Origin of the sequence: Pseudomonas sp. P1.31 (assembly GCF_001269815.1) — a bacterium.
In the GTDB taxonomy this organism is placed as follows: Bacteria; Pseudomonadota; Gammaproteobacteria; order Pseudomonadales; family Pseudomonadaceae; genus Aquipseudomonas; species Aquipseudomonas rustica.
Genome location: NZ_LHVN01000022.1, coordinates 1 through 14,478, shown reverse-complemented (window position 1 = coordinate 14,478; position 14,478 = coordinate 1). Strand labels below are relative to the sequence as shown.

The 14,478-nt window shown below is 54.7% G+C and carries 16 protein-coding genes; 8 read left to right on the top strand and 8 right to left on the bottom strand.

Annotated features, from left to right (window positions below; genetic code table 11):
* Positions 1–7 precede the first annotated feature (7 nt).
* On the top strand, positions 8–667 hold the full coding sequence (locus AD669_RS14685; RefSeq protein WP_053120984.1) for a DUF2931 family protein: 660 nt from the start codon (positions 8–10) through the stop codon (positions 665–667).
* 553 nt (positions 668–1,220) lie between these two features.
* Here AD669_RS14685 and AD669_RS14680 read toward each other — a convergent pair.
* From AD669_RS14680 to AD669_RS14665, 4 genes are all read right to left on the bottom strand, one after another.
* On the bottom strand, positions 1,221–1,880 hold the full coding sequence (locus AD669_RS14680; RefSeq protein WP_053120982.1) for an HNH endonuclease: 660 nt from the start codon (positions 1,878–1,880) through the stop codon (positions 1,221–1,223).
* A complete protein-coding gene (locus AD669_RS14675; protein ID WP_156316161.1) occupies positions 1,880–3,112 on the bottom strand; it encodes an AAA family ATPase in 1,233 nt (410 codons plus the stop codon). The genes AD669_RS14680 and AD669_RS14675 overlap by 1 nt, the downstream gene beginning before the upstream one ends.
* Before the next feature lie 402 nt (positions 3,113–3,514).
* A complete protein-coding gene (locus tag AD669_RS14670) occupies positions 3,515–4,621 on the bottom strand; it encodes a DNA alkylation repair protein (protein WP_053120980.1) in 1,107 nt (368 codons plus the stop codon).
* Between the two features lie 2 nt (positions 4,622–4,623).
* A complete protein-coding gene (locus AD669_RS14665; RefSeq protein ID WP_053120978.1) occupies positions 4,624–5,229 on the bottom strand; it encodes a glutathione S-transferase in 606 nt (201 codons plus the stop codon).
* Between the two features lie 577 nt (positions 5,230–5,806).
* Between AD669_RS14665 and AD669_RS14660 the strand changes: the two genes are divergently transcribed.
* The 3 genes from AD669_RS14660 (at position 5,807) to AD669_RS14650 (ending at position 8,359) form a co-directional block, all read left to right on the top strand.
* The gene (locus AD669_RS14660; protein ID WP_007907888.1) at positions 5,807–6,211 is read left to right on the top strand and encodes a TraR/DksA family transcriptional regulator; all 405 of its coding nucleotides are present in this window, start codon (positions 5,807–5,809) and stop codon (positions 6,209–6,211) included.
* Between the two features lie 226 nt (positions 6,212–6,437).
* Positions 6,438–8,042, top strand: a complete 1,605-nt coding sequence (locus tag AD669_RS14655; protein WP_053120976.1) for a methyl-accepting chemotaxis protein — start codon at positions 6,438–6,440, stop codon at positions 8,040–8,042.
* A 113-nt stretch (positions 8,043–8,155) separates the two neighbouring features.
* Complete coding sequence (locus tag AD669_RS14650) at positions 8,156–8,359, top strand: hypothetical protein (RefSeq protein WP_053120974.1); 204 nt, start codon at positions 8,156–8,158, stop codon at positions 8,357–8,359.
* A gap of 6 nt (positions 8,360–8,365) precedes the next feature.
* On the opposite strand, the gene AD669_RS14645 is transcribed toward AD669_RS14650, so the two are convergent.
* Together AD669_RS14645 and AD669_RS28130 are read right to left on the bottom strand one after the other, a co-directional pair.
* The gene (locus AD669_RS14645; protein ID WP_053120972.1) at positions 8,366–8,602 is read right to left on the bottom strand and encodes a DUF2789 family protein; all 237 of its coding nucleotides are present in this window, start codon (positions 8,600–8,602) and stop codon (positions 8,366–8,368) included.
* Positions 8,603–8,651: 49 nt separating this feature from the next.
* On the bottom strand, positions 8,652–8,903 hold the full coding sequence (locus AD669_RS28130; RefSeq protein ID WP_082341449.1) for a hypothetical protein: 252 nt from the start codon (positions 8,901–8,903) through the stop codon (positions 8,652–8,654).
* A 423-nt stretch (positions 8,904–9,326) separates the two neighbouring features.
* Between AD669_RS28130 and AD669_RS14640 the strand changes: the two genes are divergently transcribed.
* From AD669_RS14640 to AD669_RS14630, 3 genes are all read left to right on the top strand, one after another.
* Positions 9,327–9,776: a hypothetical protein gene (locus AD669_RS14640; RefSeq protein WP_053120970.1), complete on the top strand. Its 450-nt coding sequence runs from the start codon at positions 9,327–9,329 to the stop codon at positions 9,774–9,776.
* Positions 9,773–9,970: a hypothetical protein gene (locus tag AD669_RS14635; protein WP_053120968.1), complete on the top strand. Its 198-nt coding sequence runs from the start codon at positions 9,773–9,775 to the stop codon at positions 9,968–9,970. The genes AD669_RS14640 and AD669_RS14635 overlap by 4 nt, the downstream gene beginning before the upstream one ends.
* A 127-nt stretch (positions 9,971–10,097) precedes the next feature.
* A complete protein-coding gene (locus AD669_RS14630) occupies positions 10,098–11,111 on the top strand; it encodes an ABC transporter substrate-binding protein (protein ID WP_053120966.1) in 1,014 nt (337 codons plus the stop codon).
* A gap of 107 nt (positions 11,112–11,218) precedes the next feature.
* On the opposite strand, the gene AD669_RS14625 is transcribed toward AD669_RS14630, so the two are convergent.
* Together AD669_RS14625 and AD669_RS14620 are read right to left on the bottom strand one after the other, a co-directional pair.
* Entirely contained in the window at positions 11,219–13,351 is a 2,133-nt protein-coding gene (locus AD669_RS14625; protein ID WP_053120964.1) for a TonB-dependent siderophore receptor, read from the bottom strand.
* Positions 13,352–13,444: 93 nt separating this feature from the next.
* Positions 13,445–13,834, bottom strand: a complete 390-nt coding sequence (locus AD669_RS14620) for a DUF2946 domain-containing protein (protein ID WP_053120962.1) — start codon at positions 13,832–13,834, stop codon at positions 13,445–13,447.
* 95 nt (positions 13,835–13,929) lie between these two features.
* On the opposite strand from AD669_RS14620, the gene AD669_RS14615 reads away from it, so the two are divergent.
* Positions 13,930–14,370, top strand: coding sequence for a DUF3995 domain-containing protein (locus AD669_RS14615; protein WP_053120960.1), 441 nt, complete (start codon positions 13,930–13,932; stop codon positions 14,368–14,370).
* Positions 14,371–14,478: the final 108 nt, after the last annotated feature.

The following is a 14,478-nucleotide window of genomic DNA, read 5'->3' as shown; positions in this document are numbered from 1 at the left end:
GACATTAATGAAGAAAATTATTTATCTGCTAGGTGCGATTTTCATTACTGGCTGCCAATCTGCTGATTCGCTTTCAGCGAAAAATGACCCGAAATCTGAATGGTGGGAGCTGGCGCTCATTGAACCGGACTATATGAAAGTCTGGGTAGAGAACAGCTCTGTGCAAGACATTAATGGCAAGATTTTCTTAAAGGTTGGCGGCGGCACCGCTGCGGGAGGAGAGCCTGAGGACGGAACCGAGTCGGCTCGGGGTTGGACTGGGGGAGTCGGGGGCAGTGGCAGGAGAGTAGTGGGGGCAGATTTGCCCGTTCGGATATGGGTTCGCTGGCAATCGATCGTCGAACAGAAAACGTGGCAAGTCTGGGTAGATATTCCAGAGCAGGCCAGGCAGTTGATGGTGCAATCCGTCAACCAACGTTGTCCGCAAGCCCCTGATCAAGAGGCCAGGTCTATGGCATCGGTCTACTTAGGTCTAGCACCCGGTGGTGTCGTGCAGGTTTGGGTAAGAGACTCTTGTAATCACCCGGTGAAAGTCGCGCGAGGGCAGGCCGAGATCGAGCCACTGGGGCCGAGCCAAGGAAAGAACGAAGGGCGTTATGCATACACGGTCAATGAAAAATCCAAACGCTATATCGAGAAGTTCGGCATTCCGTTTGGCAGTTGGTAATTAAGAAAACAGATTGGATGCTCTGGTAATGGAAGTAATCGTGCTGTTGCTGGGCGGATTATTGTTGGCGGGATGCCAAATTTAAGACTCCGCGTCTGGCGTAAATGACCTTCAATCGCCATGGTGAGAGCTCGGTTTTGCCGATTACATGAAAGTCTGGTTTGGAGACGAGGCGGAGGGGGTATCGATGAAAAGGTATTTGAGCACTCGCGGAGGATTCGTTTCGAATAAGAGATGGATCTGAATTCGCCCGAGGCTTGGATGGTTAACCACTTCCGTTCTCTGTAATGTTGCGTCATAGCACAGAATTAGACGGGGTTAACGGCGTCATCATGTCAGGATTTAGTACCGGAATTAACCGAGAAAGTTATCTTGTCTCCCCTGAGCAAAATGTAACGCCGGTTTTTAACTGGTCACTAAAGGCAGGTGAAAAGCTGAGTCGCCGTTAATTGCGCGTATAACTGAGCTGGTATTGAAACTTTCACCAAATTGTGGTGAAGATGTATGGTTAATAAAAAAACGAATGGACTTGAAAAGTCCAAACATCTTTTTGCTAATCCATAAATTCGACAAGAAGATCCCCTAATATTACATCATCCAACAAACACCACCGAGTGAACGCTGAGAACGGAGCCGATTTGTGAATTAGTTTTTTCATTCGTTCCAAGCTCAGTTTTTTTTCATCGTCGGTCGCTAAGGGGTCATAGTACGAATTGATTTGATCCAGTAGTGAATTATACTGAGCAAATATCTTGTGACGAAGAAAGCCTCCTGAAATTTTTTTGTTTATTGTGTGGTCGCTATTATATATTCTCTCCAATAGATTTCTAGTCAGATCAACTCTTGCATTTGCGACCATGGCCACCAATTGTACGGTTCTAGCATAAGGTGTGATTGGTGGAACGTGCCTGATTGCCCGAAACACATCAAGCGATGGATCACAGCAGTCAAGAATGCCATCAAACTCTGCGAGCTTTATGTTGTTGCATCGACTACACGCTAAGTAAAGATTATTCCAATCAAATTTTTTTTTCTTGTCTCCCTTATGAGGGGTAAAATGCTCAACGTTTATATCATGAGGTTCTTTAGCTTCGCAAATATAGCATTTGTTATAAAAAATCTCGCATAGCGATTTGTATACATCGCTATCATCATATCTTCGGTGCGCGCTCAGGGAGGCAGGAATTTCTGGAGGCCTAATAGTGTTGAACATTACTTCCCCTCCAATTTTTTCTTGTTAACTAAGATCCTAGCCTTTTTGACGTAAAAAGCTGATTCGCTATCCAGATGTCTTTCATGCTCACCTATCTCACGAATATAGCGCTCAAGCTTTATAATATCTATGTCTTTGGATGTCATTATGTCTCCTATCTCTATTACCATTTCCCTCACTACTTCCGAAATAGGTGCAGTATTAAACAGTCCTGACAAAATAGATTCGTATGAATACATCGAAAGGTCTTCAACTTGCTCAAAAGTTGATAAATCATAGATAACGGCATCTTTCACAGACGATACGACAAATGGTGAATGTGTAGTTACAATAAACTGAATTTTAGGGAAGGAGGCGGTTAAGAAAGAGAGGATTTTTCGTTGCAGAGTTACGTGGAGGTGAGCATCGATTTCATCGATAAGTACAACCCCATAAATTTCATCAGCAGCAAAGGAGCTCAGTTGGATCCTTGTTAAAAGAGTAGCATAAATGGAAAAAATTGATGAGAAGCCAGACGATAACTGCTGAAGTCGATATTTCGATTTTCCGTCCTGCTTAATATAGAATGACTGCGATTCATATTGGAAAACTAGCTTTAGAGTGTTGTCTTCGAACAGTTCTTGTAGATCATTTTCCAATTTTTCAAACCACAACCCAATCGATTTAGCCTTTTTTGGATTGTTGCCTATGCTGGGCGACTCAGCGAAAGCTTGTGCAGTTTTTTGGCTGACCAGATAGTCCTCAAATAGTGAAGCCGCATCGTGGCCTGAAAGCAGATCTTCTCTCAGGTAATCAATACTCTTAGAGGAGTCGGATGGTCTTATATTAACTTGGCGTGTGGCTTCAAACTTTAAAAGCACAGCCTTGTGGTTGTGGTAGTCAATAGTAAATAACTCATAATCATCAATTAAGACGGGCGGAGATTGAGCTTCTGCGATATCCGCCTTGTGCTTATTAACTAACCCTAAAAAAGTCTGGTAGCTTGAGTCGGCTTTGCTCATATTTGAAAGCTGATGGCTGTAGTAATCTAAAGTCTGTTGTAGTTGTTGTAGTGGGGTGTTTTGTTTGTGGATGATGCGTCTTGTTAGATATTCAAATAATCCGTCGATAAATTGAGTTTTGCCGCAACCATTCACTCCTGTAATTATTAGGTTTCGCTGATTTAAGTCTATCGACGCTGTTTTTCCAGAGCTTTGAATCAGTGCTTTTATTTGGCGCACATTATTAGGCATTAGCTTCGTCTCTATATTGCGAGAAGTTGTTTGGAAATTGGCCTATTGATCCGCCATTGTTCGGTGGTCATTCGGCCAAAATCACAGCATTAAAATCGCGGGCATCTGGCTCGAAAACTAGCACAGTGGGAGCGTAGGATGCCGAAAATATTCTCTTTGAGCTTATGAAGAGTACGGTGGCTAAAGCGTTAGGCTTTGTAGTGATGCCATGCGTAATCGTAGGTGCACAGGTACTTTCTGGTTGTGCGGCCGGCAGGAAATGATGATGGCAACCCTCGAACGCGAATATATGTTTCCGATAACTGTCCATTTTGCCTAGCCGCGTCTGGTCGCAATCAGACCAACATTCCGATCCATCCACACCCCCGATTACTTGGTTAATGACGAGCCTCTAAATAATCCTCAAACAAGGATATCAAACTCAGCCCCACCCAAAACCACCCCATTAACCATCACCCAAACCCCATGCACCCCACCATAATGCTTCCGCGTCGTAAAATCCTTTATCACCTGCCTTCTACCCACAACCACCTCCCCAAACCCCACCAAATCCACCACCTTCAACTTAAAAACCTTCCGCGAAACCCCGCCATTCGCCTTCACATAGTCAATCGCATAATCAATCACCAGCCGCTGTTCATGTGCCACCGTCGACTTCACCGAAAACGATAAACCAATCGCATCCCCCAACCGCACCACCCCCGGCTCAACCCGCACATCCACCAACTCAACCTCAGCCTTTTTCCCCGCACCAATCACCGCCAACGCGCGCATATCCCCCTGCTTAATCAAACTCCTTAACGCATGCTTGGCAATCCAGGCCGTATGCTTTTCCTCCAGCGACCACCCCTCAATCACATCCAATACCCAACCCGGATGTTCCTTCGTTACATCATTCAAATGATTTGCCACGGACTTGCGCACGTACAAACTCTCGTCCGCCTTCAACCGATCCAATATCCCCGCCGCTAAATTCGGATTCGCCTGCACCGCTTCCAGTCGAAACGACCAAGGCAGGCGAGGGCGGCTGCCTTCGCTGGCAAGCCGGCGTACATGGTGATTCTCATCCAGCGCCCAGTCATGCATCAGTTCCAGCGAGCGTTCCAGGTCACTGCGCAGAAAGTGGCGGATGGCGAATTCAGAAGAACCAAACGTGGTGAAGTACTTCAGCGCCTCCATCGAGGTATCGAACGCATGTCCGCCGCCATAGCTGGCGACATAGTGCGGCAGGCACATGCTGACGAATCCGCTGTTGAGCCTCGGAGCAAGTTCAAACAACACTTCGAGGGAATCTTCATACGCGAGCGGCAAAACAGCGTGCAGGCTTTCGCTGACGCGGGCCATGCGTTGCATCACCGATAGCTCGGCGAGTCCTTCATTGGCATGTTTGAGAAACGCTTTGGCCTTGAACGCGGGGTACACCGCGCTCATTTCGTCGGCGATGTGTTGCAGGCGTTCGGCGTTGAAGATTTCTTTGAGCGCGGGTGCGGCGGTGTCGGTTGTGCTCATGGTCAGGTCATCGGGGTGTTGATGAAGGCTTCGAGGCTTTCCGCGTAGGCGGTGTATTGGGCGATGCGCGGGTAGCGGTGGTTGTCGATCTGGTCGGGCACGACGAGGCCGGTGAAGCTCCACGCGACCGCGAGGCTGATGCCGTCCTGGGCGAGCGTGCCATCGGTGGGCAGGATGTAGCTGTCGAGTTGTTTTTCGAGGGCGGTGAAGGCGGCGGCGAGTTGGCTTTCGACGCGTTCGACCCACGGTTGGTATTGGATGTCGGCCGGGCGCAGATTGCGTTCGTAGTAGAGCTGCACGGCTTTTTCGCAAGCGGCGAGGCTGAGGCCGATCAGGCGCAGGGCTTGGGCGCGTTGGCTCAGGCCTTTCGGCAGCAGGGTTTTGCCGGTGGCGGCTTCGAGGTAGTCGAGGATGAGCGTGGAGTCCATCAGTACGACGCCGTCGTCGAGGATCAGTGTCGGCGCTTTGACCACCGGGTTGATCTGCTGGAATTGTTCGAAGTGGCGGAACACCGAGACCGACTCGTGTTCGAGGGCGATGCCCAGGCGCTTGGCGGAGATCGCCACGCGCCGCACGTAAGGGGAGTCGAGCATGCCGATCAGTTTCATGACGCGTTCCTTCAAGTCGAACCGGTGGGAAGGCATAACCTAGCCGAGCTTGAAGCAATTGTCAGTTGTCGAAGCCGACCTGTTGGTGAATTTCGTCGACCCTGATCCGCTCGCTCTGCGGGCGCCTGTCGCTGGCGATGCGTTTGGTGCAGATATGTACTGGACATGGGTAATCCTTCAGATCTTTTCTTTTATATGGACGGCAGCGCCCCTGAATCCGGGGGGATGCGAAGGCTCCAGGGCAGTTCTGAATGAAAACTCGGGCGGCCGAGAGTCATCGGTCGCAGGTCTTCGTTAGCCGTTTGTCTTCTATATACAGCCGCTCGATTGAATTTCTTGCTATAAACGCACTCCGAGTACCGCCATGAAGCCTGTGTCAGAGCAGTTTCCGGGCTTTGTCGGACGAATTCGCTGGATTTTCTGTTGCTGAGGTCGCAAGTCGGCCTTAGACTGCCGCCCCTCGTAAATTGAGTGCCGGGTGGCATTTGCAATAAACGATGCCTTTTCGACAGCCGCACGCGGTTTGCCGAAACGCTCCCTAATTCGCCTTAATGCACGTTTTTTTATAGAGATATCAATGACAAAGGACAAGTTGCTGGCCATGCCGGCAGATGACTACATGAATGCCGAGCAGCACGCTTTTTTCTCTGAGCTGTTGCAGAACATGAAAGTCGAAACCCACGAGCGCATTGAGCAAAATCGCATCGCCATCGAGAGCCTGGACACTCCGGCTGATCCGGCGGACGCGGCTTCGGTTGAAGAAGAGCGCACTTGGCTGGTGAACGCGATCGATCGCGACCAGCGCATGCTGCCGCAACTGGAACAAGCCCTTGAGCGCATCAAGGAAGACAGTTTTGGCTGGTGCGACGACAGCGGCGAGGCCATTGGCCTGAAGCGTCTGCTGATCAGCCCGACCACCAAGTACTGCATCGAAGCTCAAGAGCGTCACGAGCAGATCGACAAGCACCAGCGTCAGGCTTGATGCTGTGCGGTGACCCATGAATGTGGGTCGCCAGCAAAAGATCGCAGCCTTCGGCAGCTCCTACACGGAGATGTCGGGGCTGCGATCTTTGCTTTTGCTCGTCTGCAACATTTCCCGCCGATTCATTGACCTGCTGCAAGACCCCACGACTAACGGACCATAGATAATGGCGTTGTAGTGGCGTTTAATGCAGTTACAACAATGAAAACAAGCGTGGGGTGATGATATGACGAGAGATGGATCTCTGGTTGGGGCTCTGCCTGCACCAGTGCTGTTGCCGAAAAACCGCTGGCTCGCACCGACCCTGCAAAGCATCGCCCTGATGCTGTTGTTGGCCGGCATGACCCTGGGTGAGTGGTCGCTGTACCTCGCAATGCCATTGGCGGTGTTGATTGTCTGGCTGCCGCGCCTGCGTTCCCGAGCCGTCCCCGCTGCACAGCCTGCCGATTCCGGCAGCGCTATTTCTGAACTGACCCGCGACCTTTCCTACACGACCAGCCATAACGCCTTGTCGGCGGCCGGCGTAGCCTTTTCGGTGAAAGAGCTGGCGAGCAAGCTCGAATCGCAACTGAATGCCGCCGCGCAAATCGTCAGCAACGCCGAAGTGATGATCGCCACTGAACACGCGACCTCGCAACTCAGCCGCGAAGCACTCAGCGCTGCCAGCGAAGCCCATCACAGCAGTGCGGCCGGGCGCACGCAATTGCTCGATTCGATCTCGCGCATGCACCAACTCAGTCAACGCGCCAACGCCAGCCGCGAGCTGATCGAAGCCTTGAGCGTGCGCAGCGATGATATCCAGCGAGTGACGCTGGTGATTCAATCCATCGCCAGCCAGACCAATCTGTTGGCACTCAACGCTGCCATCGAAGCAGCCCGTGCTGGCGAACACGGGCGCGGTTTTGCCGTGGTCGCCGATGAGGTGCGTGGTTTGGCCGCGCGAACCGCATCGGCGACCGGCGAAGTCGGCGAGATGGTTGCCGACATTCAGCAACGCACCGTGCAAGTGGTCGAGCAGATTCGCGAGCTGTCCAGCGACCTGCACACCGGCGTAGAGCAGGTCGAGCACACCGGTCAGCACCTGGAAAACATCGCGCGACTGGCCGCTGGCGTGGAAACCCAGGTCGGCGAAATCGCCCGGGGCGCGGAAACCAACCGCGAGCAACTCGACAGTTTGTTCAAAGCCATCGAGCAGATGCGCAGCGATCTGGCGATCAGCGATCAGCAAACCCGCCGCCTCGCCGACGCCGCCGTGCAGATGGAAGGGCAAGCGGAAACCATCAGCGAACGGCTCGCCGAAGTCGGCCTCGATGACTATCACCAGCGTATCTACGACCTCGCGCGTGAAGGTGCCAATCGGATTGCTACGCAGTTTGAAGCCGATATAGATCAGGGACGGGTCAGTCTGGAGGATCTGTTTGATCGCCAGTACCAACCGATCCCGAATACTCAACCGGCGAAATTTCAGACCCGTTTCGATCGCTACACCGATCAGGTGCTGCCCGCGATTCAGGAGCCGTTGCTGCCGCGTCACGAAGGGCTGGTCTTCGCCATTGCCTGCACGCAACAGGGCTATGTGCCGACGCACAATCAGGCATTCAGCAAGCCGTTAACTGGCGATGCGCAGGTCGATGCGCTGAACAATCGCACCAAACGCAAGTTTGCCGATCGCACCGGGATTCGCTGCGGTAGCCATCAGCAACCGGTGCTGTTGCAGACCTATACCCGCGACACCGGTGAGTTGATGCATGACCTGTCGGTGCCGATCATGATCAAGGGCCGGCATTGGGGCGGTTTGCGTCTGGGCTATAAACCCGAAGGTGCGCGCTGAGCGATTGTTACCTTTGCTGCAATGAATCTGTGCACGGCCGTTGCTGTTTCCTCCCGTAGAAAACCATTAATCTAACTACGTAGTTAGCTAGCTAATGATTTTGGGAGGTCAGCATGCAGTGCAGAGTTGATGTCGCCGTGATGATCGGCAGCGGTGTCCCCGAGGGTTTGCGCGCGATGGGGCAGAGCGTCTGCTGGGTGGTGTTATTGAATGGAGAGCGGCGCGGCACCGCGTTCGCCAGTCGCGATGAGGCGGAAGAGTGCAAGGCCGCATGGCTTGCAGAATTACAAGCCAAGGCGGGTGACAGCCTGCACTGATCGGTTTTACTTGCCGCGGTGCAGGCGTACGTTCAACTCATCGACCATGACCGCTTCATCGCCGTCGGCACGTAACCATTCTTTGAGCAATTGCGCTTGTTGTGGCGACCAGAAGTCGGCGTCGATCAATTTGACGTCCGCAGGCAGCGGATGGGCCTCGATGAAATCGTCGATAGCGGAGCCTTCCGAAGGCAATCCCAGTTGGTCGAACAGGGTCGTCAGATTGTTTGCTGTCAGTTCCATCGTATGCTCCTTGGTGTGGGCGCCGGGTTGACGCGATCGAACACTCTCTTTATCTGAGGCAGCCGTTCGCCAGGAGTTCGATTTTCGATTCAAGTGATCGGGCTAGCGCACAGGCTTCGTTATGGTCTTCGCGGAAACCTCTTACACGACCCGTCGATTTTTCCTTGATGTGAAAAAACGAGTTGCCGGCCGGTACCACTTGAAAACGAGGTGTCTGATCATCTGGTGTGGCGATACGCAGGATCAGCGGCGATGTGGTGCGTGCATCAGAGGGCAGGGCAAAGTGGGTTAGAGTGCACATATGAAGTCCTTTTCATCGTTCGACCCCTATTTACAGGTCGTTTCGGGTAGTCGTAATGAGCATTGCTGCTCTAGAATCGCCAATACCTGTTGACGACGGGGCTTATCTAAAGCAATTTTTCAGTTGCGATATGTCGGAAAAGTGCTTTTTTTCGTGAGAATTTTCCCTAAAGTTCGTAGTCAGTTTTATCTGTCGGCCACTGAGGATTTTTCCTTCAAGCTCTGGCGACAGTTGAGGCAAGTTTCGCGAGTGACATTCCAGTAGTCTAAGAACCTCGCGAACGATGAGCTGTCTGCTCGCTTCGGACTTTTATTTGAGTTATTTGGCAACACTGTCGGCCTGGCCGTTTTTTTGCCGTGCGCGTTTTCCGTGTGCGGCTTTTTCAGATGTGGGGATGTTTCTTTGGCAGTCAGTAACCTCGATATGCATGCTTTGTTCGTGCTGGGTGATTTGCGCGCGAAGCTGGTCAAGCTGTTTCAATCGCGTTTTGTTTACATCACCGAGCAGAGCGCCGAAGGCATTTACGTCGCCGAAATCGACACCGAAAGTGCCTTGGTGGTCGATGACAAACCCGGGCTCAAGCTCAAGGTTGGCGATCATTTCAGTGCGTCGGTCTTGCCCAGCCGTGAAGGCGGCAAGATGGACATCCGTTTTCGCGAAATCAAACTGACGGTCTATGGCCTGGGCGATTACGCCTTTGTAACGACGGCCGATGGCCAGGCAATTCTGTTCAAGGAAGGCCACAGCGTAGTCACGGTGTTCGCCGCCAATGAGCAACTGCAGGAAGGCCTGACCAAAACGCTGAAAGCCGTCACCGCCAAAGCCGCCAAGTGGCGCAAGGGCGAACTGGTGACGTTCAAGGCCAGCGAGTGAGTCGGGCGGATTTCCACTCGCAGAACCTCGACACGGCGCGCGAGGAGGCCCAGCGCTTGTACGCCGCCAAGGCGCCAATGCAGGGCGCGTGGCTGGGCTGGGTGGCGTCGCAGATCTACACCTTGCGGCCGGCGGAATACGCCGCCATGGTCAGACGCGAGCTACAAAGCTTGCAGGAAAAATCTGAAACATAACCTCGACCGGATCATCTACCTGAAAACACTGGAACCTCGGCTACAGTCAGTTGACTGAGTATTCAGAGGCTTGCGGTCTTCTGTCAGGCCATCCTGCCAATGCTGTGAACAGCACGAGGGGTAATAGATGAACGGATTTCGACGGTTATTGGCCGCCAGCGTGGCGACATTCGGGATGCTGACGTCGGCGCAAGCGGTGATGGCGGCCGAGACGCCAATCCATTTCGCTGACCTGAACTGGGAAAGCGGCAGCCTGATCACCGATGTGTTGCGCATCATCGTCGAGAAGGGCTACGGGCTGCCGACCGACACGCTGCCCGGCACCACCATCACGCTGGAAACCGCGCTGGCCAACAATGACATTCAGGTCATTGGCGAGGAGTGGGCCGGGCGCAGTCCGGTGTGGGTCAAGGCTGAGGCGGAAGGCAAAGTGGTCAGCGTCGGCGATACCGTCAAAGGCGCCACCGAAGGCTGGTGGGTGCCGGAATACGTGATCAAGGGTGATCCGGCCAAAGGCATCAAGCCGCTGGCGCCGGACTTGCGCAGTGTCAGTGACCTGAAGAAATACAAGGACGTGTTCAAGGATGCGGAAAACCCGAGCAAGGGCAGATTCCTCAACAGCCCGATCGGCTGGACCTCGGAAGTGGTCAACAAACAGAAGCTGACGGCGTACGGGTTGCAGGACGACTACACCAATTTCCGCAGTGGTTCGGGCGCGGCGCTGGATGCCGAAATCAGTTCATCGATTCGTCGCGGCAAACCGGTGTTGTTCTATTACTGGTCGCCGACGCCGCTGTTGGGCAAGTTCAAACTGGTGCAGCTGGAAGAGCCGGCGTTTGATGCCGAAGCGTGGAAGACGCTGACAGACGCCGATAATCCCAACCCAAAACCGACCCGTTCGCTGGCTTCGAAGCTGTCGATTGGCGTGTCGACGCCGTTCCAGAAACAGTATCCGCAGATTACCGAGTTCTTCAGCAAGGTCGATTTCCCGATTGAGCCGTTGAACAAGGCGTTGGCCGAGATGAGCGAGAAGCACACGGCGCCACGGGAAGCGGCGGTGGCGTTTATGAAGGCGCATCCGGATGTGTGGCAGGCTTGGTTGCCGAAGGATGTGGCGGACAAAGTATCCGCAGGTCTATAGCCGACCCGATCCTGTAGGAGCTGCCGAAGGCTGCGATCTTTTGATTTTGATTGTTTTAAAAGCAAGATCAAAAGATCGCAGCCTTCGGCAGCTCCTACAGGTTTTTTTTAGAATTTCGTAGCGACCGCCAATTCAAAGGTACGCGGCGTCCCGAGGTAATATGCCGGCGACACATGCGCAAACTCGGCATACACCTCATTGGTCAAATTGCGCACCCGCCCGGTCACGGTCGTGTGCGAATCGACCTTGTAGCTGAGGAAGCTGCCAAACAACGTGTACGACGGCACTGTCATCGTATTGGCCGTATCGGCAAACACCGACGCCACATAGCGCGCATCAACCCCTCCTTGCCATTGCGGCGAAAAATCATAAGTCAGCCACAGATTGCCGACCCGATCCGGCACGTTGGTCGGCGTGTTGCCCTTGCGCGACACCACCACGCCGGCAGCGTTTTTCTCGGTGAAATCGTCGTACTGCGCATCGACCCAGGCGAAGTTGCCTTCGGCCAATAACTGGTCGGTGATCCGCAGCGAACTGGCGATCTCAATGCCTTTCGACGTTTGCTGGCCCACCGGAATGCTGCTGGTCGGATCCAGCGGATCGGTCACGGCGAAGTCTTTGCGCTCAATCGTATACGCCGCCAACGTCGCCGAACCGCGCCCGTTCAGATAATCGAACTTGCTGCCGATCTCCCATTGCTTGCCCGTCGAGACGTCGAAGTCCTGGGTGCCGTTCGGTTGCTCGGCGGCGGTGCTGTATTGCACGTAAACGTTGGCCGACGGGATGAACTGGTACGTCAGGCCGGCGCGTCCGGTGAGCGGTTCCCAGCTGCGTTTAAGGTGCTTGGGATTAGCGGCGGTCACCACTCGGTGGTTGGTCACGTCGAGGTCGATATCGTCATAACGCAAACCGGTGAGCAGCGACAGTTTGTCGGTCAACGCCAAGCGGTTTTCCATGAACAGCGCTTTGGTGGTGACCTCGTTGGTCTTGTCGCTGATCAACGCCGGATTGGTGCCGGGTATGTCGTAGAAATGCCCCGGCCGGTAATGGTTCGGATCAACCGTGCTGGCGCCTTTGACGTTCAGGGGATAGTTGGTGGTCTGGTTGACCTTGTATTCGAAACCACCCGACCACGTCGTCTCAAGTCCCAACAGCGTGTTGTCGTGGCGCAGTTCGAACTGGTTGCCGTTCTGCTCGCCCTGATGGCGCACTTGATACGCGGTTGAGCGGTTCACCGCCGTGTTGTCGGCGTTGTACTGGTAGGTTTCGAGGTTGCGGTAATCGCGCTGGCTGTCGAGGTGATACAGCGTGTTGCGCAGGGTGGTGCTGTCGTTGATGCGGTAGTCGATGATCGAGCGCACCCAGATGGTTCGTTGCTCGTAGCGACCGTCTTCGACGTTGTAGTTGTTGAAGCGGTTGTGTTTGTCGATCTTCAGCTCGCCGGCCTTGGGATTGAGCACTGGGGTTCCCCAATACGGACTGTCCTCGTGCTCGTCCTGGTATTCCAGCGCCAACGTATGTGACAGATCGGGCGTCAGGTCGCTGAGCAACGAGAACGCCACGCTCCAGGCATCGCGTTCCTGGCGGTCGATGTAGCCGTTGCTGGTGTTGTGGCTGACGTCGAGTCGCGCATAGTGCTGGATGTCGGCGCTCGGGGCGGTCAGCGCATGGTTGAGGCCGAACGCGGTTTCGGTGGTGTCGTAAGTGCCGTAGCTGACCCGGCCTTCGATGGCTTGTTCATCGCGCGTGGCGAGTTTGGTCACGTAGTTCAGCGAACCGCCGACCGAGCCTGCGCCGTTGATCAGCGACGACGGGCCGCCGACCAGTTCCACCCGGTCGTAGATCCACGCGTCCACCGGTCGGGCGAGTCCGCCGGAGACGTTGATGCCGTTGAACATCTGGGTGATCTGGCTGCTGGTGAAGCCGCGATAAGAGACGAAGCCGCCGAAACCCGGCGGTGCGCTGGCATTGACGCCGGGCAGGGTGTTGGCGGCGTCCTGGAAGTTCTGCGCGCCGTGGCGCTCGATGTCGTTGCGGTTGGCGATGGCCACCGAGGCCGGCGTGTCGCGCACGCTTAGACCGAGGCGCGAGGCCATGCCGCTGGACTGGTCGAGGCTCAGGCCCGGTTCGGCGCCGGATTCGCCATCGATGGTGATGGGCGCCAGATCCACGGTGGATTGCGCCCAGACGTTGACGGACAGGCAGCCGCACAGGCTCGCCAGCAAAGTGAGTTGTTTCATCATTGAATCCTGAATGCTTGTCTAGGCGTCAGCGCACAGGCACACGCCGCGCGTTGGCGCAGTGGGCTGACAGATCAAAAAAGGCAGAAACACTCAGGCGAGCGGTGGGGCGCGAGGGTTGGCCGAGGGCCAGGTGAAGCGGGCAGGGAGGTCGGCACTGCCGATGGGTGCCAGCGGCGGGCTGTGTTGCTCCGGCAGAACGGCGAGGGTCAGGCTGGAGTTGAACGCCGGGCCCATGCCGCCGCCGACCGAGCACAGCGGACAACCGAACGCCTTGGACAGGGTCGGCAGTTTTTCTTCGGTGGGGTTGTTGGCGATCGGCGCTTGGGTGGCCGGGTCGACCGTACAGAACTGGCCGCCGATACCGTTCAGCTGCATGCCGACCATTTGTCCGTGACCGATGCTGCAGGCGAACACGTTGAACAGGACGCAGCAATAGAGCATCCAGGCCAGCAGTGAGCGATCGGTACGGGAGAATTTCATGGGGCGGCACTTTACCGTACCGCCGATCGGTCGTGCACTTCAAAAAATGCCAACTAGGATGATTTGTTCAAATCCCTTTCCAAGGATTCTCGACCATGACCTTTGTGTTGGCTCAATGGCTGGTGACGGTTTTTGCGGTGATCGCCCTGGTGCATGTGTACTGGGCGCTGGGCGGACAATGGGCGGCGGTGGCGGCCGTACCGCAAGTGCCGGTGCAAGGTTTGGTGGCGACGGTGCGCCCGGCGTTCAAACCTTCCGGCTGGATCACGTTGCTGGTCGCGGCGGCGCTGTTGGTGATTGCGGCGCTGGTGTGTATGCGCGTGGGTTGGGGCTTCGCGCCGGTGCATCACTGGTCGCTGCAATGGGGGATCAGCGCGATTGCGCTGCTGCTGTTCGCCCGGGCGATTGGTGATTCGAACCTGGTGGGGTTTTTCAAAGAGGTCAAAGGCTCACGGTTTTCACGGCTTGATACGTGGGTGTATTCGCCGTTGTGCGTGGTGTTGGGCGCGGGATTGCTGGCTGTTGCCTGGGTGTGAGCAGACGCCCACCCAGAGGCCGAACTCTCATTTCCACTGTAGGAGCTGTCGAGTGCAACGAGGCTGCGATCTTTTGGCTTTTAAAAGATCAGGATCAAAAGATCGCAG

Coding starts and splice junctions, on each gene's coding strand:
- AD669_RS14685 (WP_053120984.1), top strand. CDS start 8: ATGAAGAAAATTATTTATCTGCTAGGTGCGATTTTCATTACTGGCTGC.
- AD669_RS14680 (WP_053120982.1), bottom strand. CDS start 1,880: ATGTTCAACACTATTAGGCCTCCAGAAATTCCTGCCTCCCTGAGCGCG.
- AD669_RS14675 (WP_156316161.1), bottom strand. CDS start 3,112: ATGCCTAATAATGTGCGCCAAATAAAAGCACTGATTCAAAGCTCTGGA.
- AD669_RS14670 (WP_053120980.1), bottom strand. CDS start 4,621: ATGAGCACAACCGACACCGCCGCACCCGCGCTCAAAGAAATCTTCAAC.
- AD669_RS14665 (WP_053120978.1), bottom strand. CDS start 5,229: ATGAAACTGATCGGCATGCTCGACTCCCCTTACGTGCGGCGCGTGGCG.
- AD669_RS14660 (WP_007907888.1), top strand. CDS start 5,807: ATGACAAAGGACAAGTTGCTGGCCATGCCGGCAGATGACTACATGAAT.
- AD669_RS14655 (WP_053120976.1), top strand. CDS start 6,438: ATGACGAGAGATGGATCTCTGGTTGGGGCTCTGCCTGCACCAGTGCTG.
- AD669_RS14650 (WP_053120974.1), top strand. CDS start 8,156: ATGCAGTGCAGAGTTGATGTCGCCGTGATGATCGGCAGCGGTGTCCCC.
- AD669_RS14645 (WP_053120972.1), bottom strand. CDS start 8,602: ATGGAACTGACAGCAAACAATCTGACGACCCTGTTCGACCAACTGGGA.
- AD669_RS28130 (WP_082341449.1), bottom strand. CDS start 8,903: ATGTGCACTCTAACCCACTTTGCCCTGCCCTCTGATGCACGCACCACA.
- AD669_RS14640 (WP_053120970.1), top strand. CDS start 9,327: ATGCATGCTTTGTTCGTGCTGGGTGATTTGCGCGCGAAGCTGGTCAAG.
- AD669_RS14630 (WP_053120966.1), top strand. CDS start 10,098: ATGAACGGATTTCGACGGTTATTGGCCGCCAGCGTGGCGACATTCGGG.
- AD669_RS14625 (WP_053120964.1), bottom strand. CDS start 13,351: ATGAAACAACTCACTTTGCTGGCGAGCCTGTGCGGCTGCCTGTCCGTC.
- AD669_RS14620 (WP_053120962.1), bottom strand. CDS start 13,834: ATGAAATTCTCCCGTACCGATCGCTCACTGCTGGCCTGGATGCTCTAT.
- AD669_RS14615 (WP_053120960.1), top strand. CDS start 13,930: ATGACCTTTGTGTTGGCTCAATGGCTGGTGACGGTTTTTGCGGTGATC.